This window comes from Rhodobacteraceae bacterium D3-12 (assembly GCA_025916135.1).
In the GTDB taxonomy this organism is placed as follows: Bacteria; Pseudomonadota; Alphaproteobacteria; order Rhodobacterales; family Rhodobacteraceae; genus JAKGBX01.
Window position 1 is genome coordinate 138,240 of record CP104793.1, and the last position, 23,872, is coordinate 162,111.

Genomic DNA, 23,872 nt, shown 5'->3' on the forward strand with positions numbered 1-23,872 from the left:
AATTGGGCGTTCGGTGGGGGGCGCTTTGTTTTGGAATGGGGAAATGAAAAGGCGTGACTCGCGTCCTGAGTGTGGGCAAACTGTTTGGTATTGGAATTAGAGATAAGAGGTGAACGTCCGCAACAAGCTATCCTGTGGGATAGTTTAGCGCGGCGTTTTTGTTGCAGTGCCTGAGCGTAATAGAAACTATAGAGCTACGCTTTTCGAAGCATTCGCCATCGGCGCGATGATTTGTGGCGTTGCCGTGTTGACCTACGCAATAGGGCGATCGGTTGGTGTGGATGTTGGCCGCAATGAGGTGAACGCCCGCCAGCATTACGAGGAGACTAAGAGCGGCGCGTTGGCCGCTTGTGTCGGGCTTAAGGCGACCGATTTGCGAGAGTGCGTGATTGAAGCCGTAGAGTCCGCACAGAACCAGGCCGAGTCCCGCCAAGACCTACACGCTCAACAGGATATGTCTCGATGGGCCTTCTGGATGATGATTATTTCTGGCCTTACGCTTTTCGTAACCGGGTTGGGGATTGTCTGGATTCGGGACACGCTCATTGAAACGCGGAGAGCAGTCCGCGCTGCGGATGACGCTGTTACCGTGACCCGTGAGGTTGGCGAAACGCAAACCCGTGCTTACGTTCACGTTGAGGGTGCGGAGGTTAGATGGCTGAACGCCCTCGGCCAGTTCGAAGGCACATCGCGTCAAGATGTGATGAGCATCATTACAACCACCCGAAATACCGGAAACACCCCGGCGCGGTGGTATGAAATTGAGGGGATCGTGCAAGTAATGGAGAGGACGCAGGATCGCCCCAAGCCCCTCAAAACAGAAGCTATTTCTGTGTTGCGTTGGGGCGAGATAGCGCCTCATGGGGAATCGCGAAGCCATGTTGTTGGGGAAGGAATTATTGATCTTTTTCATCAAGTCGGGGGCAATCCTAACAGGATGCTGAGGATCAAGGGGTTGGTCCGATACGAGACCGAATTTTCTGAGATCAGAGAAAGCCCGTTTGCATTTTTTGTTGACGCTGAAAAAATCAATTCGATGTGGTTGATGGCAGACCTCGGCGACCGTGGGGAGCTTGTTAAAATGGTCACTAAAATGCTTCGCCCCACCATCCAGAGCCGCGACGAATAGCAATACCTTAACCATCGCCGGTACTTTAGTGCGCTTGATACATAGGGCCGGGAGAGTGAGTAAAGGGGCGTGCGATGGGGGAAGGGTGGCGCCATCGGGCCGGATATTACCGCCGCAATGCCCGCCCTTTTTTGATGGCGTCGGCGCCGAAGCGGGCGCGGATGGTGTCTGTGGCGCGCTCGGCGTTGGAGCGGCGGGCGGCGTCGGGGTCGAGGAGGTCGCCGGAGCGGTCGGCCTGATCTGCGGGGATGAGGTGGGAGATGCCGACGCCGATCAGCCGGTAGGGCCCTTGGTTGCCCGCCGCGTCGAGCAGGGCGCGGGCGGTGCGGTAGATCGTGTCGGCCATTTGGGTGGCGTCGCGCAGGGAGGTGCGCCGGCTGAGCGTGCTGTGATCACCGCGTTTGAGTTTGAGGGTGACGGTGCGCCCGGCGAGATCGCGGGCTTTGGCCCGGTCGGAGACGTTTTCGGCCAGCCGCCAGATGTGGGCGTCGAGAAGCTCGGTTTCGGAGGTGTCCTCGTAAAACGTGGTTTCGTTGGAGATGGATTTGACCGGCGCATGGGCCGAGACGCGGCGGCGGTCCTGACCACGGGCGAGGTGCCAGAGGCGCTCTCCCATGGCGCCGAAGCGGGCGTGGAGGTCTTGTTTTTCCCAACGCAGCAGGTCGGAGAAGCGGTGGATGCCGGCCTTGTCGAGTTGCGCTTGGGTGACCGCGCCGACGCCCCAGATCAGGCGCACGGGTTTGTCGTGCAGGAAGTCGGCGGTTTCGGCTGCGCCGATCACCGAGAAGCCGCGTGGTTTGTCGAGGTCAGAGGCGATCTTGGCGAGGAATTTATTGTGCGACAGGCCGATGGACCCGGTGAGGCCGAGTTCGTCTTTCATCCGTTTGGTGAGGCGGGCCAGCATCACAGCGGGCGGCGCGCCATGCAGGCGGGCGGTGCCGGAGAGATCCATGAACGCCTCGTCCAGCGAGAGCGGTTCGATGTCGGGAGTGAGGTCGTCCATCATGGCGCGGATGGCGCGGGAGGCTTCGACATAGGCCGACATGCGCGGTTTGATCACCACCGCGTCGGGGCAGAGTTTGAGCGCCTGAAACATCGGCATGGCCGAGCGCACGCCGCGGATGCGGGCGATATAGCAGGCGGTGGAGACCACGCCGCGATGGCCGCCGCCGATGATCACGGGTTTGGCCGCCAGTTCGGGGTTGTCGCGTTTTTCGACCGAGGCGTAGAAGGCGTCGCAATCCATATGCGCGATGGAGAGGTCGAAGAGTTCCGGGTGGGACACCACGCGCGGCGAGGCGCATTCCGGGCAGCGGCTGCCGGAGGAAAACGTAGCAAGACAGGAGCGGCACAGGGCGGGCATGAGCGCGAAGATACGCGCCTTGGGGGCGCGGGGCAATCGGGTGATGATCGGGGGTGGTCGGCTGGTTTGCGCTTCCCTTTTCGGCCGGATGGGCCAATATAAGGCAAGCGATTGAATGAGAGGTATTTGGTATGGGCACTGATGAGTTGGTGAATGAATTGGCCAATGGCAACGCGGTTTTGTTGTTTCTGGCGGCGTTTATTATCATTTGTATTTTCCTTGGCGTGCGGATTGTGCCGCAGTCGGAAAAGCATGTGGTGGAGCGGTTCGGGCGGCTGCGTTCTGTGCTGGGGCCAGGGATCAACTTTATCGTGCCGTTTCTGGACAAGGTGCGGCACAAGATTTCGATTTTGGAGCGGCAGTTGCCGACGGCCAGTCAGGACGCGATCACCCGCGATAACGTGTTGGTGCAGGTCGAAACATCGGTGTTTTACCGCATCACGGAGCCGGAAAAGACGGTCTATCGGATCCGCGATGTGGATGCGGCGATTGCCACCACCGTGGCGGGGATTGTGCGCTCGGGCATCGGTGAGATGGATCTGGACGAGGTGCAATCCAACCGCAACGAGTTGATCAACAAGATCAAGGAGCAGGTGGCGAACGCGGTTGATGATTGGGGGATCGAGGTCACGCGGGCCGAGATTTTGGATGTGAACCTTGACCAAGCCACACGCGAAGCGATGTTGCAGCAGTTGAACGCCGAACGTGAGCGGCGCGCGCAGGTGACCCGCGCGGAAGGCACCAAGCGGGCGGTTGAGCTGAACGCGGATGCCGAGCTTTATGCCGCCGAGCAGCAGGCCAAGGCGCGGCGCATTTCGGCGGATGCCGAGGCCTATGCCACCGGCGTTGTGGCGGTTGCGATCCGTGAGAACGGGCTTGAGGCGGCGCAATACCAAGTGGCGTTGAAGCAGGTTGAGGCATTGGTCAAAGTGGGCGAAGGCGCGGGCAAGCAGACGGTTCTGTTGCCGACCAATGTGCTGGATGCGTTTGGCGATGCGTTCAACATGCTGAAAGGGGCGAAGTGATGGATTGGACCGTCTGGTGGGGCTGGGTTGCTGGCGGCATCGCCCTTGGCATTCTGGAGGTGTTCGCGCCGGGGTTCATTTTTCTCGGCTTTGCTGTCGGGGCTGTTGTCGTTGGCATTCTGCTGTTGTTGGGCGGGGCGGTCACGGCGTGGCTGACCTCTTCTATTTCGGTCACCTTGCTGGTGTTTGCGGTCAGTTCGCTGGTGGCGTGGCTGGTGCTGCGGCAGGTGGCGGGTGTGCGCAAGGGCCAGAAGAAGACGTGGGACACCGACATTAACGAACAGTAAGGCCGTGGCGCGGCGGAGCTTATGGTGATCCGCCGCGTCCGCCTTTAGCCGTTGTTCCAGTGCACCATAGGCAGGCCAGCCACGGGCGCGCGGAAGTAGGGGATGGTGGTGCCGCGCAGGCTGCCGATATAGGCGGTTTGCAGGTCGGGGCCGCCGAAGGTGATGCTGGCCATCCACGGGGCGATGGTGCCGCCGCAAGCGAGTTGCAGCTCTGGCGTGACGCGGTCTTCGGCGAAGGCCTGCAGCAGGGCTTTGCCCTCGGCCGAGCCGTTGTCATCATCCAGAATGATGCGCAAGTCCCCGTCGGGGGTAATCGCAAAAACCCGGTCGAGCATGATGTGGGTGCCCCAGAGATTGCCGTGGGCGTCAAAGGCGATACCGTCGATGAAGCCGGGGTGTTCGGACGGGCCGAAGGTTTCGCGGTTGGTCAGGCTGCCATCGGGTTGCACCCGCAGGCGGGTGATGCGCCGACCGGAGGTTTCGACCACGTAGAGCCATTCCTCATTCGCATCGAAACGGATTTCATTGGTGAAGCCGAAGCCATCAGCGACGATGCGCAAGCCGCGTTCGTCCGCCATGGCGACGAAGCCGTCAGCGAGATTGGGGGAGACCGCCTCCATCCAGTTGGGAATGGTGGTCGACACGGTGAGCCAGAGGCGATCGCGGCTATCGCGCAGGACAAAGTTGACCTTGCCGATGGGCTTGCCGTTGATCTGGTCATAGAGCACGCGGCTGTCGCCCGTGCGGGTCATGATTTCGAGCCGGTCGGTGCCGAAATTCGAGATCAGGATGTCACCGTTGCGGGCAAACGCGAGGCCGTTGGGCAGGGTGCCTTGGGTGAAGCGCGCCGCGTCGTCGGTTGTTGCGGCAAAGCCTGCGTCGATCTCTTGGGTGATTAGGGATTGGCTGCCGTCCGGGCGGATATGCACCACGCCGCCACGGGCATCGGCAGACCAGAGCGAGCCATCCGGTTCGGCAAGGATGCATTCGGGGCGTTGCAGGTCGTGGCCGATGGTTTTGAGGCTATCGGGGTCAATTTCGAACCCGTCGATGGGGTTAGGGGGCATTGCGTTTCTCCTCCGCATTTGAGGGGAGGGTAACGCGGCTTTGCGGGAGGGGGAAGTGGCGGTCGCGGGGCTCTGGTTCAGGCTTGGGCGGGTTCGACCAGTTGTGCGTCATGCGTGGCGCGGTGCTGGTTGATCTCGGGCTGGTGCTCTACGGCCCAGTCATAAAGCCCCGCGAGCGCCGAATGCAGCGACAGCCCCAGCGGTGTCAGCGCATATTCGACCTGTGGCGGGGACAGCGGCAGCACCGTGCGCGTGATCAGCCCGTCACGTTCGAGGTGGCGCAGCGTGACTGTGAGCATGCGGCGCGAAATGCCATCAATCACCCGCGACAGCGCGTTGAAGCGGCAGGGGCCGTTCTTGAGTTCGAGCAGGACCAGCAGGCTCCAAGCGTCGCCGATCCGGTCGAGCACATCGCGCATCGGGCAGTCATAGCTTTTGCGGCGGCGGGGGGCGATGTCGGTCATGGGGGTTCCCTCGGTGTTCCTATGTGACGGCAGAATGCCTCTCACAAACCTAGTTACAATATTTTACGTAGGTTATAAATCGTAACCTAGTGAGGAAGACAAAGATGAAACTGTTGATTTTGGGCGCAAGCGGGATGATCGGGGCGCGGATTTTGGCCGAGGCGGTAGAGCGCGGGCATGATGTGGTCGCGGCGAGCCGCAACCCCGAGAAGATTGCCAGCGGTGACAAGGTTCGCGCTGTGGCGTTGGATGTGGCGGATGTGGATGCCGTGACGCAGGCGGCCGAGGGTGTGGATGTGATCGTGCAAGCGGTTAGCCCGCGCTCGACCGACGACGCGGTGAGCGAGATGGCGGCGATTGGTGGTGGCTCTCTCGGGGCGGCCTTGGCGACCGGCAAGCGGCTGATTGTTGTGGGCGGCGCGGGCACGCTTACCCTGCCGGATGGGTCGCCGGTTCTGGCGACGCTGCCCGATTTCATCGTGCCGGAGGCAACGGGGATGCGGAACCTTAAGCAGAGCCTTGCCGAGAGCGCCGCGGATTGGACGTATATCGCCCCGGCCGCGATGATCGAGCCGGGCGCGCGCACCGGGAAATTCCGGCTTGGCGGTGACGTTCTGATGGCGGATGAGCAGGGCGACTCGAAGATCAGCGCCGAGGATTTCGCGGTTGCGTTGCTCGATGAAGTCGAGAGCAAGGCGCATCCGAAAGAGGTGATGTCGGTCGCGTATTAAGCCGGCGTTTCAGGTGCGATCAGCGCCCGGGTCAGCCGCGATTTGGCGTGGTGGCCTGGGGGCTGCGCATTTCTGCGATCACCGCATTGGCGGCGGCGCGGGGGTCGGGCGCACGCCAGATGGGGCGTCCGACGACGACATGATCGACGCCGTCTGCCACCGCCTGTGCCGGGGTGGCGATGCGTTTCTGGTCACCCTTGTCGGCGCCTGCGGGGCGCACGCCGGGGGTGACGATCAGCCGCCCGGTGGCATTGGGCAGGGCGCGGATCAATGCGGCCTCTTGCGGTGAGCAGATGATGCCATCAGCGCCAGCGTCAAACGCACGCGAGGCGCGTTCGACCACAAGGTCGGGCACATCGCCAGCTTGGATCAGCCCATCATCAAGATCGGCCCGGTCAAGCGAGGTGAGGATCGTCACGGCGAGGATTTTGAGGTCTTTGCCAGCGGCCCCTTCCTTGGCGGCGCGCACGACATGCGGGTCACCATGCACGGTGAGAAAGTCGAGGTCGAACTGGGTCAGGCCGCGCACGGCGTTTTCGACCGTTTGGCCGATGTCAAAGAGCTTCATATCAAGGAAGATACGCTTGCCATGCTGGTCTTTGAGCTCTTGCGCGAGGGCAAGTCCGCCGCCGGTGAGCATGCCGAGGCCGATTTTATAAAAGCTGACCGAGTCGCCGAGTTTCTGCGCCAGTTCGAGCCCTTCGAGGGCGTTTGGCACGTCGAGGGCAACGATCAGGCGGTCATCGGCGGGAGAGGTGGTCATGGCGTGGCCCTTTGGCTGTGTCGGGGCGGTTTTGGCAGGGGGTGGGCGTTTGGCAAGGGCTGCGGCAGGCGGCGTCGAGGTCAGGCGTCAAGCTCGGGCGTCAAGCTCGGGCGTGGTGTTGACGCGGTCACCGTAGATCCACTCCATATCCGGTTTCTCGGTGCAATACATGTGAACCCAGATATAGGCGTGTTGAAACAGCGCCACGACAAGCGCGTTCCACGAGCCGAAAAGAAACGCGATGCCCCAGAGGCCGAGGAAGGCGACGCCATACATGCCGTTGCGGGTGAATTCGAACACGCCTTTGTTGACCATCGGCAGGGCGGCGATTTCGTCACGGAAATGGTCACCGCCGAGCGCACGGCGGATGGTGAAATGCACCAGCGTTGAATGCAGCGCCCAGATTGCAAGGCCAAGAAGCACAAGGCCGATCAGGGTTTCGATCGTGTCCAGACCGGTGATGAGTGTGGTGTCGGCCCAGCCGGTGAGGATCAATGTGATCGGACGGGCGACAAGCAGCGGCAGGAAGATCATCGCCCAGACGCGCATGTCGCGATCTCCGAAGTGGTCGGTCAGCCAATTGCGGTGAAGCTGTGCACGAAAGCCGAGCGCGACGATCACTTGATGAAGGATGGCGAGCAGGATGGAGGTCTTTGCCCATGCCACGGCAGAAACGCCAAACAGGGTGCTTCCGGGGGTGTCCTGAAGCAGGGAAAACGCACCGAGGGTCATCAAAAGGGTGATGGCGAGGTGCTGCACCTGTCCTTCGAGCATGTCGGGAAGGCCGGAGCGGGCGCGGATTTGAGCCAGACGTGACATGCGCGAAGTATGGCGCGGCGGCAGGGGTTGGTCCAGTGGTTTGGCGGGCGGGCGCTTTGGTGGGGCTATGCGGGCAGACAGCGGCTGGGCCTCCGGCAGAGCGGGGAGCTGGCCGGAGGTGGTGCATGTTCGCGGGGCTTGGTTGGGCAAAAAAAGACCGGCATGCCGAAGGAGACCTTCGATCATGCCGGCAAATTTGGCCTCGCGCGGATCGGCAATGGGGTTAGCCGATTGAAACGGGACGAGTGCGCGAGGCTCAAACAGGTTTCCGCCGATCTATGCCTGAGCGGGCAGGGGAATGCCCGGCAGGCAGGGGACGGGTCGTTGGACCGGTCCGAGGCAGGTGGCGAAAACCCGAAACCTGTTCGCCTGTGGGTCAGGCGGCCAAGGGAAGGCCATGTTCGATCGCGGGGCGTACCAGCGGGCGAAGCTGCATCCGCATGCCGGGACGGGCAGAGCGGTGCGCCTCTAGCGCTTTTTGGGACAGGCCACGCGATACCAATTCGAATTCTGCGTGCATCGGAGCCGCGATAAAGGCCGGGTAATGGTAGCTGTGGCCTGCGTCAAACACGCTGACCAATGCTTCGAACCCTTCGCGTTCCGGGTTGTAACGGATTTCTGCGATCTGAAGTTTCTCAGTCTGCATTTTACTCTCCATCTGCTCGTGAGGCATCGCCGCCTCATGTGGATTAAACGTGGGAAGGCGTGATTCCGTTCCCAATAGGGGATCACAAAAACGTGAGTCGGCGTGGGGTCAGGGTAAAGGCAGGCGGAATAGGGCATGCGATTTCTGTGCGGAAATCCGCACAAGGCGTCTTGAAAGCCGGGTTTCGCCGCCCCATTTTATGGAGTGAGGTTCCCGACAGCCGCATGCCTATGATTAGGGTGCGCATCATGGGAAGGCTTGTAAAAGGAGAGAGCACATGAACTTGGAGAACTTCACCGAGCGGTCGCGCGGTTTCATTCAGGCGGCCCAGACAATTGCAATGCGCGAGGATCACCAGCGCCTGCTTCCTGAACACCTTTTGAAGGCATTGATGGATGATGAGCAGGGGCTTGCGAGCAACCTGATCAAAGCATCGGGCGGCGCGCCTGAGCGCGTGGTTGAAGCGGTTGATCTTGCGTTGGGCAAGATTGCCAAAGTCAGTGGCGATGCCGGACAGATTTACATGGACAGCGCCACGGCCAAGGTGATTGCCGAGGCCGAGAAGATCGCCAAGAAGGCGGGCGATAGTTTTGTCCCCGTTGAGCGGCTTTTGATGGCGCTGGCGCTGGTGAAGTCCCGCGCCCGTGAGGCGCTTGAAGCGGGGGCTGTGAATGCGCAGGCCTTGAACGGCGCGATCAACGATATCCGCAAGGGCCGCACCGCCGACTCGGCGAGTGCCGAGGAAGGCTATGATGCGCTCAAAAAATACGCGCGTGACCTGACCGAAGCGGCGCGCGAGGGCAAGATTGACCCCATTATTGGCCGCGACGAGGAAATTCGCCGCTCGATGCAGGTTCTGTCGCGTCGGACCAAGAACAACCCCGTTCTGATCGGTGAGCCGGGCGTGGGTAAAACCGCGATTGCCGAGGGCATGGCGCTTCGCATTGTGAATGGCGACGTGCCGGAATCGCTGCGCAACAAGGCGTTGCTGGCTTTGGATATGGGCGCGTTGATCGCCGGGGCGAAGTATCGTGGCGAATTCGAGGAGCGGCTGAAAGCGGTTCTGACCGAAGTCACGGAAGCGGCCGGTGAGATCATCCTGTTCATCGACGAAATGCACACGCTTGTTGGCGCGGGCAAAAGCGATGGCGCGATGGATGCGGCGAACCTGATCAAGCCTGCTTTGGCGCGGGGTGAGCTGCATTGTATCGGCGCGACGACGTTGGATGAATATCGCAAATACGTCGAAAAAGACGCGGCATTGGCGCGGCGATTCCAGCCCGTTGTGGTGGAAGAGCCGACCGTTGAAGACACCATTTCGATCCTGCGCGGTATCAAGGAAAAATACGAGCTTCACCACGGGGTTCGGATTTCTGACAGCGCTTTGGTCGCGGCGGCGACGCTTTCACATCGTTATATCACCGACCGGTTTTTGCCGGACAAGGCGATTGATTTGATGGATGAGGCCGCGTCGCGTTTGCGGATGGAAGTGGACAGCAAGCCAGAGGCGCTCGATCAATTGGACCGCAGCATCCTGCAGATGCAGATCGAGGTTGAGGCGCTCAAGCTGGAGGACGATCAGGCCAGCAAAGACCGGCTTGAAACGCTTCAAAAAGAGCTGGCTGACTTGCAGGAGAAATCCGCCGAGATGACGGCGCAATGGCAGGGTGAACGTGACAAGCTGGCCTCGGCGCGTGATTTGAAAGAGCAGTTGGACCGGGCGCGCGCCGAGTTGGATATTGCCAAGCGTGAAGGCAACCTCGCCAAGGCGGGGGAGCTGTCCTATGGCGTCATTCCGGGGCTGGAAAAGCAGCTCTCTGAAGCCGAGGCCGCCGAAAACGACATGATGGTCGAAGAGGCGGTGCGCCCGGATCAGATTGCGAGCGTGGTTGAACGGTGGACCGGGATTCCGGCCGGCAAGATGCTGGAAGGTGAGCGCGAGAAGCTGTTGGGAATGGAGGGCAACCTGCATGCGCGTGTGATCGGTCAGAATTCTGCTGTGACGGCGGTGGCCAATGCGGTGCGCCGGGCGCGGGCCGGCTTGAACGACGAGAACCGGCCGTTGGGTTCGTTCCTGTTTCTGGGGCCGACGGGGGTTGGTAAAACCGAGCTGACCAAGGCTGTGGCCGAGTTCCTGTTCGACGATGACGGCGCGATGGTGCGGATCGACATGAGCGAGTTCATGGAGAAGCATTCGGTTGCGCGTTTGATCGGGGCGCCTCCGGGTTATGTCGGCTATGACGAAGGCGGCGTGTTGACCGAAGCGGTACGGCGCAGACCCTATCAGGTGGTGCTGTTTGACGAGGTCGAAAAGGCGCACCCGGATGTGTTTAACGTGCTGTTGCAGGTGCTGGATGATGGCGTTTTGACCGATGGTCAGGGCCGGACAGTGGATTTCAAGCAGACGCTGATTATCCTGACGTCGAACCTTGGGGCGCAGGCGTTGAGCCAGCTGCCGGAAGGGGCCGATGCCAGCGATGCGCGGCGCGACGTGATGGATGCCGTGCGCGCGCATTTCCGGCCTGAGTTCCTGAACCGGCTTGACGAGACGATCATCTTTGACCGGCTGAGTCGCGCGGATATGGATGGCATCGTCGAGATCCAGTTGGCACGTTTGGCCAAGCGGTTGGCCGGTCGCAAGATCACGCTTGATCTGGATGCGGCGGCCAAGACATGGCTGGCGGATGAGGGCTACGACCCGGTCTTTGGTGCCCGCCCGTTGAAGCGGGTGATCCAGCGCGCCTTGCAAGACCCGCTGGCCGAGGCCCTGTTGGCAGGCGACATCCTCGATGGCAGCGCGATAGAGGTGACAGCGGGGGCCGATGGCTTGATCATTGGCGACCGTGTCGGCACCTCGACCCGCACGCCGCCAGACGACGCCGTGGTCCACTGATCAAGGCTTGAGATGTAAAGAAAACCGCCCGGAGGAAGCTCTGGGCGGTTTTTTGCGTTTTGCGGCCCGTTTGGGCCAACCCGCCCCCGCTAACCCGCCTCCCACCCTGCAAAATGGTGTTTAGGGGGAGCGTTGCGCTGGCCCACCCCGGCGGGTTGGCGGGGGCTTCTGGACTGCAGTGAGGTGTGGTGGTGTGCTCACGTCCGGGAATGAGTATTTTTGGCAAGATGAAGGGTTTGGCGCTTTGAAGAGCGCACGTTTCGTTCTTGGGTCGACTGTTCAAACCCCAACCCTCGCCCAACCTACTTCAGTCAGAGATGTGGCGCGTGCGTGCTTCTTTAGGGGGGCCGAGCGAAGCGAGCCCCCCCCGGCGACGCCGTCAGGCGGCGCAAACCCTTTTTATTATTCCTTGCCGATAGCGGCTTTTGCGATCGTGTCGAGCAGGGCTTCCACCTCTTTCATCGGACCGTCGGGGTAGGTGCGAAAGCCGATGGTCACCGTGTCGCTTTTGGGAAGTTGGATGACGAAGATGTCATAGGGGCAAAATACGACGTTCATCGGGTCGGCTTCCATCACGCGGCGGGAAATCGCGGCGGAGCAGAAGGAATAGACATCGGCCTTTTCAAAGATCGTCACGGTTGAGCCGACATCGCCCTTGGTGCGTTCCAGCATTTCACCGGTGTGCGAGACGCTGTCGATGACCAGCCCGGCGTCGATGATCGCGTTTTCGAGGCCGAAGACAACATCATCGAAGCTGTCTTTGGTGGTGGAGTAGGAGATGATCCCTTCCGCCGTCGCGGCGCTGGCGAAGGTGGCGGTGATGATGGCGAGCAGTAGGTGTTTCATGGTGGTCCTCCCTCGTGGTTTGTGCCCTTGTGAGGACTTGCTCCGCAAGGGGTTAAGACGCAGAGTGGGCTGCGCGGGCCGGTCAGGCAATGATGTATATCAAAAAAGGAATGTCCTATGGGGTTTGCGGTGAATGCGCTGAATGTGCTTGTCACGTTGTTTGTGTTGGTTCTGGGCGTTGCGGTTTTGGTTGTTTTGGCGTTGTTCCTTATCGACCGCGCGCAACGCAAGGATGCCATTCGGCGCAATTATCCGGTGATCGGGCGGTTTCGGCATTTGTTTTCATCGCTGGGCGAGTTTTTCCGCCAGTATTTCTTTGCGATGGACCGCGAGGAGATGCCGTTTAATCGCGCCCAGAGGGATTGGGTTGAACGTGCGGCCGAGGGCGAAAGCAATACGGTGGCGTTTGGGTCGACCCGGAATTTGGGCGTGCCGGGCACGCCGATTTTTATGAACGCGGCCTTTCCGCCGTTGGAGGACCAGACGGCCGAGACGCAGCCGATGGTGATCGGGGCGGGGGCGGCGCTGCCTTATGAGGCGAAGTCGTTCTTTAACATTTCCGGCATGAGTTATGGCGCGCTCAGCCGTCCGGCGGTGCGGGCGCTGAGCCGGGGGGCGGCGAAGGCGGGTATTTGGCTGAACACCGGTGAGGGCGGGATGAGCCCGTTTCACCTTGAGGGTGGGTGTGACGTGGTGTTTCAGATCGGCACGGCCAAATACGGTGTGCGCAATACCTTTGGCGCTTTGAGTGATGACAAGCTGCGCGAGGTGGCCGAAAACGTACACGTCAAGATGTTCGAGTTGAAGCTGGCGCAGGGGGCCAAGCCCGGCAAGGGCGGCATTTTGCCTGCTGAAAAGGTGACGGAAGAGATTGCGTTGATCCGGGGGATCGAGGCGGGCAAGCCGTCGATTTCGCCCAACCGCCATGCGGAGGTCGATGACTGGGGTGATTTGCTTGATATGATCGCGCATATTCGCGACATCACCGGGCGGCCTGTGGGGATCAAGACTGTGCTGGGCTCCTCCGATCCTTGGGAGGCGTTTTTCGAGGAAATCATCGCGCGGGGGCCGGAGAGCGCGCCGGATTTCATCACGGTTGACGGAGGCGAGGGCGGCACAGGGGCGGCGCCGATGCCATTGATGGATCTTGTGGGCATGCCCATTCGAGAGGCGCTGCCGCGGATGGTTGATCTGCGGGACAAGCACGGGTTGAAGGAGCGGATACGCATTGTGGCCAGTGGCAAGCTGGTCAATCCCGGTGATGTGGCTTGGGCGATATGCACGGGCGCTGATTTTGTCACCTCGGCGCGGGGGTTCATGTTTTCGCTCGGCTGTATTCAGGCGTTGAAGTGCAATCGCAACACATGCCCCACCGGAATCACCACCCATGATGCCAGATTGCAGCGTGGATTGGTTGTTGAGGAGAAATATGCCCGCGTGGCGCAATATGCCAAAGGTGTCATCAAGGAGGTTGAGACCATCGCCCATTCCGTAGGCGTGGCCGAGCCGAGGATGATGCGGCGGCGGCATGTGCGTGTGGTTCAGGCCGATGGGCGCTCGCGTCCGATGAACAAGTTGTTTCCGAGCAAGGACGGTTTGGCGGGCGTTTAAGGCGGCGCGCTTGGGGCGGGCCTATCGGATTGGGTACGGGCTGGCCGCCCCGCAGCACGGGTAGGAAAATGGGGGGCCAGCCCCCCAAACCCCCCGGGATATTTTCAGTCAGATGAAGGGGGCGGTTGGTCGTTTTCTTTGGCGGCGTGGAACTGCTCAAGGAAGGCGCGTTTGGCGGCGATGCGGGCATCGCTGTCTTCGGCGTGGGCGCGGTTGAGGGCGAGCAGCGTTTCCAGAGCATCGTTGGGCAGGCGGGTGTTGGCGGGTTTGGTCGCGGTGAGCGCGGCGAGGGTGCTATCGGGGAGGCGCAAGTGTTGCAGCAGCGGGGTCGCCGGGCCGAGTTGGGCGGTGGTGGTTTCTTCTAGCGCGTAGTGGTGCAGGCGCGCGGGTGTGATGGTGTTGGCGATGGTATCGAGGACGGTATCGAAATTGGCGGCGGCGGCGAATTTTGCGCGGTAGTGGGCGAGCGAAAGGCTTTGATTAGAGGATTTCACCTGTTCCCAATAGGCGCTGGTGAGCCAGCTGCCGGAGTCGCGGGTGGTGAAGACAAAGGTGAGGTCGGGCGTGTCATAGCGGCGCTGGAAGGCGGCGGCGAGTTCGCCCATGAGCACCGGTGCGGCGCGGTAATCGGGGATGCCGCCGCGACCGGGGAGATGGCCGCTGAGCTCTTCCGAGGAGAGGATAAGCCCGCGTTTTTTGAGCCCCGGCAGGGCGGCGACAAAGGTTTCGGCGCGCATGGTGAATTTGGCGAGGCTGAGCGGGTCGCCGTAGGCGGAGTAGGCGCGGGCGGCGTGCAGCAGGGGTTCGAGGTCGCGTCGTAAGGCAAGGATTGCGTGCGGGCGCAGAGCGGCGCGGTTGCTGCGCAGGGTTTTCTGGATCGTGGTGGTGCCGGTTTTATGAAAGCCGGCATGGATCAGGATCGGGTGGGTGGAAAAGCCCATGCCCGGACTCAGAATACGCCATCGGGCGGATCGGCGATGATCCGGCCAGAGGCGAGGTCAACCGTTGGCACAGCGTCGCGCGTGAAGGGCAGAAGTGCCGTGGATTTGAGGCCGGACCCGTGGATTTCCAGCAGGTCGCCCGCGCCGTGGTTGAGCACGGATTTGACGCGGCCCAATTCAGCGCCACCGGTGTCAAACACCACGAGGCCGATCAGGTCGGCGTGGTAGAATTCATCATCCGGCAGGGAGGGCAATTGATCGCGGCGCGCATAGAGGCGGGTGCCGCGCAGCGCGTCGGCCTGTTCCTTGGTGTCGACGCCTTTGATGCGGGCGGCGAAACCGCCTTTGACGGGGCGGTCGAGGGTGATGTCGAAGCTGCGGCTGTTGTCTTCGGTGCTAAGCGGGCTGTAATCGGCCAGCGCGTCGGGTTCGGCGGTGAAGCTTTTGAGGCGCAGCTCGCCTTTGACGCCGAAGGCCCCTGCGATGGCGCCGACACAGATCAGGTCACTCATATGCTGTCTTTCCGTGTTGATACCGCTTTGCGAGGTAGCATTGCCGCCGGTTTGTTTCAACTGTGTGCTTGGGGCGTGATCCGCCTGCGGTGCTTGGAAATGCAGAGAGGCGCTGCGTGAGCAGCGCCTCGTCCGCGAGATATGGGCGACGTGGCCGTCGGTTGCGGTGCCATGTCGCGAGCGTTTCCGGGGCCGGTTTGAGGCACGGGCCACGTGGTGGCCCATGCGCAAACCGGGGTGCCGGGTTTACTCTTCTGCTGCGGCTGCGTCTTCGGCAGGCGCTTCTTCCGCTGGGGCAGCAGCGGCTTCGGCAGCGGCGGCGACTTTGGCGGCTTTTTCTTCTTCACGCTCTTTGGCTTTGGCGCCCGGCTCACCTTTTTTCAGGTTGGCGCGTTCTTTCTTGTCGAGAACGCCGGCGGCTTCGAGGAAGCGCGACACGCGGTCTGTGGTTTGAGCGCCTTGGCCGAGCCAGTATTTCACGCGCTCCATATCCATTTTGACGCGCTCTTCGCTGTCTTTGGGGAGGAGCGGGTTGTAGGTGCCGAGTTTTTCGATGAAGCGGCCATCGCGGGGCATACGGCTGTCAGCCGCAACGATGCGATAGAAGGGACGTTTTTTGGAACCGCCGCGGGCGAGCCGGATTTTCATAGACATGGTTTAGGTCTCCTGAGTGTCTTTGAGGAAGGGGCGTGCGCGCACGCACCCTACGTTGGTTAGATTGAGTTAGGTTAGGTTTGGTGTTGCTTATGGTGCTGAATGACTTCAGCGATGATGAAGTTGAGAAACTTCTTGGCGAATTCCGGGTCGAGGTCGGCCCGGATTGCCAAATCTTCTAACCGTGCGATCTGATCCGCTTCGCGGGAGGGATCGGACGGGGGAAGGTCGTGTTCGGCCTTGAGTTTCCCCACGGCCTTGGTGTGTTTGAACCGCTCGCCCAGAGTATAGACGAGAATGGCGTCGAGGCGGTCGATCGAGGCGCGGTGCTCTTTCAGAAGCTCGGCGGCGAGGGATACGGGATCAGTCAATGGCCCATCCTTTCGGTTTGAAGAGCGGGTCGGCGTAATGGGCGATTTCCATTTCGATCCCGTGTTCCAATTGCGAGTCAGACAGCGCGGCGGGTGCGGGATGGCGATAGACCGCATCAGAGCCGTCGATGGTTGAGGCTTGGGGGTCTTTCACCGCGCCAAGCCGTTCGGCGAGGCGGATGCTGTCGAGGTTTTTCGGGTCGAGATAGCTGACTGCGCTGTCCCAGCCCATTTCGCCATAGAGGTAACGGCGGGCGGCGTGGGCGGCTTCTAGGGCGTAGCCTTTGCCGGCTTTGTCGGGCCAGATGATCCATGCGATTTCACGTTCGGGCCATTTCGCGGGCATCCAGCCGCCGGCCATGCCGAGGGTTTCGTTGGTGTCCTTGTGATGGATCATCCACATGCCATAGCCGCGAATGTTCCAATGGCCGATTTCGGCGGCGTAGAGCATCCATGCTTCGTAGGCATTGAGCGGCCCGCCCATGAAACGCGAGCGATAGGAGCTGAACGTGGCTTTGAAGTCGGGGTAATCGTCGGCTTCGGGGCCGCGCATGACGAGGCGGGTGGTTTCCAGCGTGGGGATGTGAGCGGTGTGCATCAGGCGTAGGCCTCCATGCCGCCGTTCACGATGTCAGCCGGGGCCAAGTGGCGCCAGACGTCGATCGGACCGTATTCAGGGTCGTCATGGGTGGTTTCGAAGGTTGCGCCGAGACGGATGGCGACCTTTTTGGATGCCTCGTTCGCCGGGTCGATTTGCGAAATCGCGGTGTCCCAGCCGAGCACGTCATAGGCGTAAGAGCGGGCGGCGAGCGCGGCTTCGGTGGCGTAGCCCTTGCCGGTGGCGGCGGGCATCAGGGTCCAGCCGATTTCACGCTCTTTCCAGCCGTGGGGGAACCACAGGCCGACCCGACCGAGATAGGTTCCGGTGGCTTTATCCTCGACGCCCCAGAAACCGTAGCCGCGCAGTTGCCAGTGACCGGCCATCATGGCGAGGCCGCGCCATGTCTGGTGCGGTTTGCGGGGGCCGCCGACAAAGCGCGAGGCGTCGGTTTCAAAAAACGCGGCCTCGGCGGCGAAATCGCTTTCGCGGTTCTCGCGTAGGATGAGGCGCTCGGTTTCGAGCGTGGGGATCGTGACGCTGGTCATTGGCCGCGCCCCTGACGCCAGAGGCCGAAACCGATCATGCCGATGCTCATCGCGGCGAGGAAGGCGAGGCCTTGGGCGCCACCGTAGCTGAGCGATGCGATGGCCGGACCGGGGCAGAGGCCGACGAGCGCCCAGCCGAAGCCGAACAGCACCGAGCCGATCAGGATCGGGCGGTCGATGCCGAGGGTGGATTTCGGTGGGAAAGGCGCGCCGAGCACGGCGTTGCGGCGGTGACGGGTGAGCGCCCATGCGCCCATCATCGGCAGGATCGCCCCGCCCATGACAAAGGCGAGCGTGGGGCCCCACGCGCCGAACAGGTCAAGCCAGCCTTGCACCTTGGTTGTGTCGGTCATGCCGGACACCATGAGGCCGAGGCCAAAGAGCCCACCGGCAAGGAAGGAAACGAGGAGGCGCATCAGACCACCCCCATCACATGGCGGGTCAGGTAGAGGGCCACAGCCCCGGCCCCGATATAGACCAGCGTCGCCACAATACCGCGCGGCGAAAACCGCGAGATGCCACAGACGCCATGGCCGGAGGTGCAGCCATTGGCCATGCGCGTGCCGACGCCGACGAGCAGACCGCCAAGCACGATCACCAGCCAGTTGCCGGTGATGCCGGTGGCGGGCGCCGCGCCGGTGGCGGCAAAGATCGCCGGGAAGGCGACAAGCCCGGCGACGAGCGCTGCGTTTTCGGCCAGTTTGGCGCCTGCGGTGCGGTCGACGATGCTGCCGAAGATGCCGCTGATCCCCATGATGCGGCCATTGACCAGCAACAGGATCGCCCCGGCGGTGCCGATCATCAGGCCGCCGAGCAGGCCATAGAGCCAGTCAGAAGGGATCACGCCGAAGATCATGCGCCCACCTCAAGCGTTGGGCGAAGATGCAGAGTGCGGGAGCCTCCGGCGGGGATATTTGGGGTCAGATGAAGCATCAAGTTACTTTTTCTTCCCGAAGCCGGAGAGGCCGGGGGGCAGGGGCATGCCGCCGGCACCGCCCAAGCCGGGGAGGCCGCCGGGTTTGCCCATGGCCTTGGCCGCTTGTTCAAGCGCCTTGGGGTCCATGCCTGCGGCCATGTCTTCGGGCGAGGGGCCAGCGCCTTTGCCGCCGAACATGCCTTTCATGGCTTGTTTCAGCATGCCGCCTTTGCCCATTTTGCCCATCTTCTTCATCATGTCGCCCATCTGGCGCTGCATCTTGAGAAGTTTATTGAGGTCGGAGACATCAAGCCCTGCACCTTTGGCGATCCGCTTCTTGCGCGAGGCCTGAAGGATTTGCGGATTGGCACGTTCGACTTTGGTCATCGACTGGATCAGGGCGATCTGTTGTTTGAGGATTTTGTCGTCAAAGCCGGCCTGTTCGACCTGTTTGGCCATTTTGCCCATGCCGGGCATCATCCCCATGACGCCTTCCATGCCGCCCATTTTGAGCATCTGTTCCAGCTGCATCTTGAGATCGTTCATGTTGAAGCGGCCCTTTTGGAACCGTTTCATCATGCGTTCGGCCTGTTCGGCCTCGATCGTTTCCTGAGCTTTTTCAACCAGCGAGACGATGTCGCCCATGCCGAGGATACGGCCGGCGATGCGGTCCGGCTCGAAGGTTTCGAGCGCGTCCATCTTTTCGCCCAAGCCGACAAAGCGGATGGGTTTGCCGGTGACGGCACGCATCGAGAGGGCGGCACCGCCGCGCCCGTCGCCGTCCATCCGTGTCAGCACAACGCCGGAGATGCCGATCTTGGCGTCGAATTCCTCGGCCACTTCGACGGCGACCTGACCGGTGAGGCCATCGACCACCAGAAGCGTTTCGCGCGGGTTGACGGCGGCCGAGACCTGTTCGACCTCGTCCATGAGGGTTTCGTCGATCTGCAGGCGGCCGGCGGTGTCGAGCATATAGACGTCATACCCGCCCATTGCCGCCTGTTGCTTGGCGCGTTTGGCGATGTCGACGGGTTTCTGGCCCGGAACGATTGGCAGGGTGTCGACGCCGATCTGGGTGCCGAGGATGGCGAGCTGATCCATCGCGGCGGGGCGATAGATGTCGAGCGAGGCCATGAGGACTTTCTTGCCCTCACGCTCTTTCAGACGTTTGGCGAGCTTGCCCGTGGTGGTGGTTTTACCGCCACCTTGCAGGCCGACCATGAGGATCGGGGCCGGGGGATTGTCGATCTTGAGCTTGCCGGGGTCTTCTTCGCCGGTGAGCGTGTCGACCAGCGCGTCATGCACGATTTTGACGACCTGCTGACCCGGTGTGACGGATTTGGTGACGGCGTGGCCGGTGGCCTTGTCCTGAACCTTTTTGACGAAGTCGCGGGCGACGGGCAGGGATACGTCGGCCTCAAGCAAAGCCACGCGGACTTCGCGGAGGGCGGTTTTGACGTCATCCTCGGAGAGCGCGCCCTGTTTGGTGAGGCGGTCAAAGACGCCGCCGAGGCGCTCGGACAGATTTTCAAACATCGCGGTCTCCTTTGACCTTGTTGATCCTATGCCAAACCCATGTGGGGGCGCGGCGGCGACAGTCCAGTTTTTGTCCGGTTTTTCGCGCAATTTTCTGCGCGATTTTCCAAACGACAAATGCCCCCGTGGGCGCGACGCGCTGACGGGGGGCGATCCCGGGCAAAAGCCCAAGGGACCGGAAGCGTAAAGAATACTCCCGGAGTGTTGCGGGTGGATTTAGGGCGCGGGGCGCGCAGAGTCAACCCTGCTTGCGGTTTGGGCCGCTTGCCGTTTGGCCCGATTGGCCGGTTTGGCCCGATTGGCCCGGTTGGGTTTCGCCCCTAGTCTTTGACGCCAAGCCAGTCGTTGACCGCATTGGCGACGGTTCGCGGGCCGCGGCCGTTGGTGTAGTAGCTGTGCAGCGGTTCGTATTTGCCACCGGAAAACACCAGCGTCGGGCGGTGGAGCGTGCTGCCATTGTCCGAGCGCGTGGATTCAAGCACCGCGCGCTGCAGGCCGGCGAGGCCGTGGGTTTCTTCCTTGTGGCTGAGGATCGAGCGGCGGCGAATGACGATCAAGTCGCGCGAGCGGTCAAAGATGAATTGCAACCGTTTGACGAACAGCACGATCATCAGGAACCACAAACCGCCACCGAGCACGCCAAACATCAGGCCGAAACCGACCATGCCCCAGTCTTGGGCCGAAAACAGCGCGGCAAGGCCGATGCCGAGGAACAGCAGGAAACAGACCGACAGGATAATGCCGAAGAGCCACGGCACATGGTCGATGACAAGCTGTTCGGGGGTGTTTCGGGTGACTTTCATGGGCATTCTTTGACAATTGATTTGCGGGAATGCGCGCAGGATAGGCGTTCTGCACTGTCTGTCGAGGGGCAATGTCCGGTTGCGGGGCGTGGCGTCCGCGCTAAACTGTTGGTGTTCTGGTGTGAAAGGGTACGGCATGGAAGCGCTGGTTATCATTTTCGGTGAAATCCTGATTGCCTGCCTTATGCCGGTTTTCGCGCTGGCCGGGGCGTTGCTGGGCGCGGTGATCGAGCTTTTGGGGGCGGCGTTCGGCGGGGTGTTCGCGCTCTGGGCAGAACGGCGGCGAAACAAGCGGCAAAATATCGGGGAGCCCGCAGAGCCCGCAAAACCGCGCAAGCCGTTGATCCCGCGCAAGCTGTTGCATTGGGTCGCCGGGAGCTTGGGCGCGCTGGCGCTTGTTGGTGTGCTTGCCTCGCTCTTGTTCATGGAGCCGATATTGCGGTTTGTGATGGATAAGGCCGCGGCGCGCACCGGAGCGGTGGTGACGTTCGAGGCGGCGGAGGGCAACCTTTTGATGGGGCGCGTGGCGCTTTCCGGTGTTACGGCGAAGCGCGAGGGCGGCGCGCGCGTGGGCTTTGATATTCGCGCTGATTGGGCCAAGGCGGATGTTGTTTTGCTGAGCCTGCTGAGCGGAGCGCCCGAGATCGAATTGGGCGCGGCGCGGGGGTGAGCGGTTATGTGAGCCTGCCTGCGCCGGATAAGGATAAACCGAAACCGAAGACGAAAAAGCGCGCGTTTCGCATCAATGAGCTGAGCGTGAGCGATGTGGCGCTGGAGATCAGGCCGGAGGGAAAGCCGGCCTATCCCGTGACCATCAAGATGGCCGAAGTGGCCCCGCTGCGCAGTTCGCTGGCGCTGTTTGATCTGCTGTTCCGCTCGAATATGAGCGCCGAGATCGCGGGCCAGTCTATTGAGGTGGCAACGCGCAAGACATCGGAACGCGGGCGCGAGACGCTTTGGCGGATGCGCGATGTCGAGGCCGACAAGCTGCGCCAAATCCTGCCGCGCGCGCCGCTGACATGGCTGGAAGGCGGGCGCGTGGATGTGGCCGTTACCGACAGCTGGGATTTGAGCGACGAGCGGATCGAGATGGACTGGCGCGTGACGATGGCTGGTATGGCGGTCAAGGTGCCCAAGGGGGCGGGGGCGACCCAGAAGCTGCTTGGCGCGGCGCTGGCGGGGGTTGTGAAAGCCAAGGGCGGCGATGCGGATTTCCACTATCGCCTGATGCTGGACGAGGGCGAGGTTTCGGCGCTGCGCAGTGGCGATCTTGATGCGTTTTGGGATGTGGTGCTGTCTGGGTTTCTGAAGGACGGGGCGAAGGCGGTGGCTGGCAAGGCGGCCGCCCCGGAGGCCGCCCCGGAGCCGGGGAGCGCCACGCAGGGCGAAGGAAAGCAGGGCAAGGTCAAAGGCGCGCTGGGCAAGGTGAAATCGCTTTTGAAACGGGACGCGCCCGAGGAGTGATCCTCTATATTGCAAATCCGAACAGATAAGCGATGATTGGCGCAATTCTGTGAGGAGACGCGCAGCCGATGGACAATTGGGACGAGATCAGAACCGCCTATCACGTGGCCGAGGCGGGCACGGTGAGCGGTGCGGCGACGGTGCTGGGCGTGCATCATGCCACAGTGATCCGCCATATCGACGCCTTGGAAGGGCGGCTGGGCGTGAAGCTGTTCCAGCGTCATGCGCGGGGGTACACGCCGACCGAAGCGGGCGAGGATCTGTTGCGTGTGGCACGCACCACGGATGACCAGTTCGCCCAGTTGGCCGGGCGGATCAAGGGCCGGGGCGAGGATGTTTCGGGCGAATTGTTGGTCACGGCATTGGCCGAGGTGACGCCGGTTTTGGCGCGTGCGTTGGCGGAGTTTCAATGCGCGCATCCCGCGCTTGTCGTGCGATTGTTATCGGGTGACCGGTTGTTCCGGCTGGAATACGGCGAAGCGCATGTTGCCGTGCGCGCCAGCGCCGAAGCGCCGGGGGAGCCGGACAACGTGGTTCAGCGGCTGATGCGGATGGAGGTGGGAATGTATGCCAGCCCCGACTATCTGGCGCGCCATGGCACGCCCAAGGGGCTAGACGATCTGAAGGCGCATACGTTTATCGGGCCGGACAATTTGGACTCGCGCGCGCCGTTTTTTGAGTGGCTGCGGCGGGAGTTGCCTGAGGTGCGGATGTCGTTCCGCACGGATGATCACCGCGCCCATGAACAGGCCGTTTTCGCGGGGGCCGGGATTGGGTTTCTGCCGCGCAGCGAGGCGGCGCGGTTTGGTAAATTGCACGAGGTCATGCCGCCGCTTCAGGAGTGGGGTGTGCCGCTCTGGCTGGTCACGCATATGGACTTGCACCGCACCGCCAAGGTGCAGGCGCTGCTGCGGTTTCTGAAGGCCCGGATGCAGGACGGGACATTTGCGGCGGTGCCAGACGGGCAGCAGGCCGAGACGCGGGATGTAAAAGAATGACGCCGTCGCAGAGTGGACATCTGGCGATGCTGGCATTTTCGGCACTGGTGGCCGGGTCATTCTCGCTTGGGGCGATGGCGGCGCCGCATATTGCGCCCGCAGCGTTGAACGCGCCGCGGTTCTTGCTGGCGGCGGTGCTGGTGGGCGCGGCGGCCTTGGCCACAACCGGCTTGCCGCGCGAGGCGGCGCGCGCACCGTGGCGGTATTTCGTGCTTGGCGGCACCTTTGCGGCCTATTTCGTGCTGATGTTCGAAGGGCTCAAGACCGCGCCGGCGGTGTCGGCGGCGGCGGTGTTCACGCTGACGCCGCTGATCACGGCGGCGGTCGGCTATGTATTATTGCGCCAAGTCACCACGCCGCGCATGGCGCTGGCCTTGAGCCTTGGGGCGCTGGGCGCGATCTGGGTGATTTTTCGCGGTGACTGGGCGGCGTTGCGGGCGTTCGAGATCGGGCGGGGCGAGGCGATCTACTTTGTCGGCTGCATCGCGCATGCGTTCTATACGCCATTGGTGCGCTTGCTGAACCGGGGAGAAGCGCCGGTGGTGTTCACCTTTGGCATGCTGGTCGCGGGGGGAATTGTCGTGACCGCCTATGGCTGGAGCGATATTCGCGCCACCGATTGGGCGGCTTTGCCGGGGATCGTGTGGATCACATTGGTTTATATCGCGGTGTTTGCCAGCGCGATGACCTTTGTGTTGCTGCAATTTGCGACGCTGCGCCTGCCGTCGGCCAAGGTGATGGCCTATACGTATCTTACGCCGTCGTGGGTGATCGTGTGGGAATTCGCGCTGGGCCATGCGGTGCCGCCGGGGCTGGTGCTGGTCGGGGTGGCGGTGACGGTGGTGGCGCTGTTGATCCTGCTCAAGGATGAGGAGCACTGAGAGCGC

At 62.1% G+C, this 23,872-nt stretch carries 27 protein-coding genes; 10 read left to right on the top strand and 17 right to left on the bottom strand.

Annotation, left to right across the window (positions count from 1 at the left end):
• The first annotated feature begins 166 nt into the window (after positions 1–166).
• Positions 167–1,129 (top strand): hypothetical protein, encoded by a 963-nt coding sequence (locus N4R57_00635; protein ID UYV37662.1) that lies wholly within the window; start codon positions 167–169, stop codon positions 1,127–1,129.
• A gap of 106 nt (positions 1,130–1,235) precedes the next feature.
• Here the strand turns inward: N4R57_00635 and N4R57_00640 are convergent, their stop codons facing one another.
• Positions 1,236–2,492 carry a DNA polymerase IV gene (locus N4R57_00640; GenBank protein UYV39482.1) on the bottom strand — a complete coding sequence of 419 codons (1,257 nt, stop codon included), beginning with the start codon at positions 2,490–2,492 and terminating at the stop codon, positions 1,236–1,238.
• A gap of 131 nt (positions 2,493–2,623) precedes the next feature.
• Here N4R57_00640 and N4R57_00645 point away from each other — a divergent pair, with 131 nt between their 5' ends.
• A complete protein-coding gene (locus N4R57_00645) occupies positions 2,624–3,517 on the top strand; it encodes an SPFH/Band 7/PHB domain protein (protein UYV37663.1) in 894 nt (297 codons plus the stop codon).
• Positions 3,517–3,804, top strand: a complete 288-nt coding sequence (locus N4R57_00650) for a hypothetical protein (protein ID UYV37664.1) — start codon at positions 3,517–3,519, stop codon at positions 3,802–3,804. The genes N4R57_00645 and N4R57_00650 overlap by 1 nt, the downstream gene beginning before the upstream one ends.
• Positions 3,805–3,848: 44 nt before the next feature.
• On the opposite strand, the gene N4R57_00655 is transcribed toward N4R57_00650, so the two are convergent.
• Positions 3,849–4,871: an SMP-30/gluconolactonase/LRE family protein gene (locus N4R57_00655; GenBank protein UYV37665.1), complete on the bottom strand. Its 1,023-nt coding sequence runs from the start codon at positions 4,869–4,871 to the stop codon at positions 3,849–3,851.
• A 77-nt stretch (positions 4,872–4,948) separates the two neighbouring features.
• Positions 4,949–5,335, bottom strand: a complete 387-nt coding sequence (locus tag N4R57_00660) for a helix-turn-helix transcriptional regulator (GenBank protein ID UYV37666.1) — start codon at positions 5,333–5,335, stop codon at positions 4,949–4,951.
• Between the two features lie 104 nt (positions 5,336–5,439).
• Here N4R57_00660 and N4R57_00665 point away from each other — a divergent pair, with 104 nt between their 5' ends.
• Positions 5,440–6,066, top strand: a complete 627-nt coding sequence (locus N4R57_00665; protein ID UYV37667.1) for an NAD(P)H-binding protein — start codon at positions 5,440–5,442, stop codon at positions 6,064–6,066.
• A 31-nt stretch (positions 6,067–6,097) separates the two neighbouring features.
• On the opposite strand, the gene pyrF is transcribed toward N4R57_00665, so the two are convergent.
• The 3 genes from pyrF to N4R57_00680 all read right to left on the bottom strand — a co-directional run bounded on the left by pyrF (position 6,098) and on the right by N4R57_00680 (position 8,294).
• Entirely contained in the window at positions 6,098–6,829 is a 732-nt protein-coding gene (gene pyrF, locus N4R57_00670) for an orotidine-5'-phosphate decarboxylase (protein ID UYV37668.1), read from the bottom strand.
• A gap of 87 nt (positions 6,830–6,916) precedes the next feature.
• The gene (locus N4R57_00675; protein ID UYV37669.1) at positions 6,917–7,648 is read right to left on the bottom strand and encodes a phosphatidylethanolamine N-methyltransferase family protein; all 732 of its coding nucleotides are present in this window, start codon (positions 7,646–7,648) and stop codon (positions 6,917–6,919) included.
• 376 nt (positions 7,649–8,024) lie between these two features.
• The gene (locus N4R57_00680) at positions 8,025–8,294 is read right to left on the bottom strand and encodes a hypothetical protein (GenBank protein ID UYV37670.1); all 270 of its coding nucleotides are present in this window, start codon (positions 8,292–8,294) and stop codon (positions 8,025–8,027) included.
• Positions 8,295–8,571: 277 nt separating this feature from the next.
• On the opposite strand from N4R57_00680, the gene clpB reads away from it, so the two are divergent.
• Positions 8,572–11,187, top strand: coding sequence for an ATP-dependent chaperone ClpB (clpB, locus tag N4R57_00685; GenBank protein ID UYV37671.1), 2,616 nt, complete (start codon positions 8,572–8,574; stop codon positions 11,185–11,187).
• A 402-nt stretch (positions 11,188–11,589) separates the two neighbouring features.
• Here the strand turns inward: clpB and N4R57_00690 are convergent, their stop codons facing one another.
• Positions 11,590–12,033: a DUF302 domain-containing protein gene (locus N4R57_00690; protein ID UYV37672.1), complete on the bottom strand. Its 444-nt coding sequence runs from the start codon at positions 12,031–12,033 to the stop codon at positions 11,590–11,592.
• A 117-nt stretch (positions 12,034–12,150) separates the two neighbouring features.
• Between N4R57_00690 and N4R57_00695 the strand changes: the two genes are divergently transcribed.
• Entirely contained in the window at positions 12,151–13,644 is a 1,494-nt protein-coding gene (locus N4R57_00695) for an FMN-binding glutamate synthase family protein (protein UYV37673.1), read from the top strand.
• A 104-nt stretch (positions 13,645–13,748) separates the two neighbouring features.
• On the opposite strand, the gene N4R57_00700 is transcribed toward N4R57_00695, so the two are convergent.
• The 10 genes from N4R57_00700 to N4R57_00745 form a co-directional block, all read right to left on the bottom strand.
• Positions 13,749–14,585, bottom strand: a complete 837-nt coding sequence (locus N4R57_00700; GenBank protein UYV37674.1) for a hypothetical protein — start codon at positions 14,583–14,585, stop codon at positions 13,749–13,751.
• Positions 14,586–14,593: 8 nt separating this feature from the next.
• Positions 14,594–15,097: a ribosome maturation factor RimM gene (rimM, locus tag N4R57_00705; GenBank protein UYV37675.1), complete on the bottom strand. Its 504-nt coding sequence runs from the start codon at positions 15,095–15,097 to the stop codon at positions 14,594–14,596.
• Positions 15,098–15,343: 246 nt separating this feature from the next.
• Entirely contained in the window at positions 15,344–15,751 is a 408-nt protein-coding gene (gene rpsP, locus N4R57_00710) for a 30S ribosomal protein S16 (GenBank protein UYV37676.1), read from the bottom strand.
• 74 nt (positions 15,752–15,825) lie between these two features.
• Positions 15,826–16,122 (bottom strand): chorismate mutase, encoded by a 297-nt coding sequence (locus N4R57_00715; protein ID UYV37677.1) that lies wholly within the window; start codon positions 16,120–16,122, stop codon positions 15,826–15,828.
• Positions 16,115–16,720, bottom strand: a complete 606-nt coding sequence (locus tag N4R57_00720) for a GNAT family N-acetyltransferase (protein UYV37678.1) — start codon at positions 16,718–16,720, stop codon at positions 16,115–16,117. Before N4R57_00720 ends, N4R57_00715 begins: the two co-directional genes overlap by 8 nt.
• On the bottom strand, positions 16,720–17,268 hold the full coding sequence (locus N4R57_00725) for a GNAT family N-acetyltransferase (GenBank protein UYV37679.1): 549 nt from the start codon (positions 17,266–17,268) through the stop codon (positions 16,720–16,722). The genes N4R57_00720 and N4R57_00725 overlap by 1 nt, the downstream gene beginning before the upstream one ends.
• Positions 17,265–17,684 carry a hypothetical protein gene (locus tag N4R57_00730; protein ID UYV37680.1) on the bottom strand — a complete coding sequence of 140 codons (420 nt, stop codon included), beginning with the start codon at positions 17,682–17,684 and terminating at the stop codon, positions 17,265–17,267. Before N4R57_00730 ends, N4R57_00725 begins: the two co-directional genes overlap by 4 nt.
• Positions 17,684–18,124 (bottom strand): YeeE/YedE family protein, encoded by a 441-nt coding sequence (locus N4R57_00735; protein ID UYV37681.1) that lies wholly within the window; start codon positions 18,122–18,124, stop codon positions 17,684–17,686. The genes N4R57_00730 and N4R57_00735 overlap by 1 nt, the downstream gene beginning before the upstream one ends.
• Before the next feature lie 81 nt (positions 18,125–18,205).
• Positions 18,206–19,720, bottom strand: coding sequence for a signal recognition particle protein (ffh, locus tag N4R57_00740; protein ID UYV37682.1), 1,515 nt, complete (start codon positions 19,718–19,720; stop codon positions 18,206–18,208).
• Between the two features lie 320 nt (positions 19,721–20,040).
• Positions 20,041–20,523 carry a hypothetical protein gene (locus N4R57_00745; protein UYV37683.1) on the bottom strand — a complete coding sequence of 161 codons (483 nt, stop codon included), beginning with the start codon at positions 20,521–20,523 and terminating at the stop codon, positions 20,041–20,043.
• A gap of 136 nt (positions 20,524–20,659) precedes the next feature.
• On the opposite strand from N4R57_00745, the gene N4R57_00750 reads away from it, so the two are divergent.
• The 4 genes from N4R57_00750 (at position 20,660) to N4R57_00765 (ending at position 23,866) form a co-directional block, all read left to right on the top strand.
• Positions 20,660–21,193 carry a hypothetical protein gene (locus N4R57_00750; GenBank protein UYV37684.1) on the top strand — a complete coding sequence of 178 codons (534 nt, stop codon included), beginning with the start codon at positions 20,660–20,662 and terminating at the stop codon, positions 21,191–21,193.
• On the top strand, positions 21,190–21,987 hold the full coding sequence (locus tag N4R57_00755) for a hypothetical protein (protein ID UYV37685.1): 798 nt from the start codon (positions 21,190–21,192) through the stop codon (positions 21,985–21,987). Before N4R57_00750 ends, N4R57_00755 begins: the two co-directional genes overlap by 4 nt.
• A 68-nt stretch (positions 21,988–22,055) precedes the next feature.
• The gene (locus N4R57_00760; GenBank protein ID UYV37686.1) at positions 22,056–22,985 is read left to right on the top strand and encodes a LysR family transcriptional regulator; all 930 of its coding nucleotides are present in this window, start codon (positions 22,056–22,058) and stop codon (positions 22,983–22,985) included.
• Positions 22,982–23,866 (top strand): DMT family transporter, encoded by an 885-nt coding sequence (locus N4R57_00765; protein UYV37687.1) that lies wholly within the window; start codon positions 22,982–22,984, stop codon positions 23,864–23,866. The genes N4R57_00760 and N4R57_00765 overlap by 4 nt, the downstream gene beginning before the upstream one ends.
• The last annotated feature ends 6 nt before the right edge of the window (positions 23,867–23,872 follow it).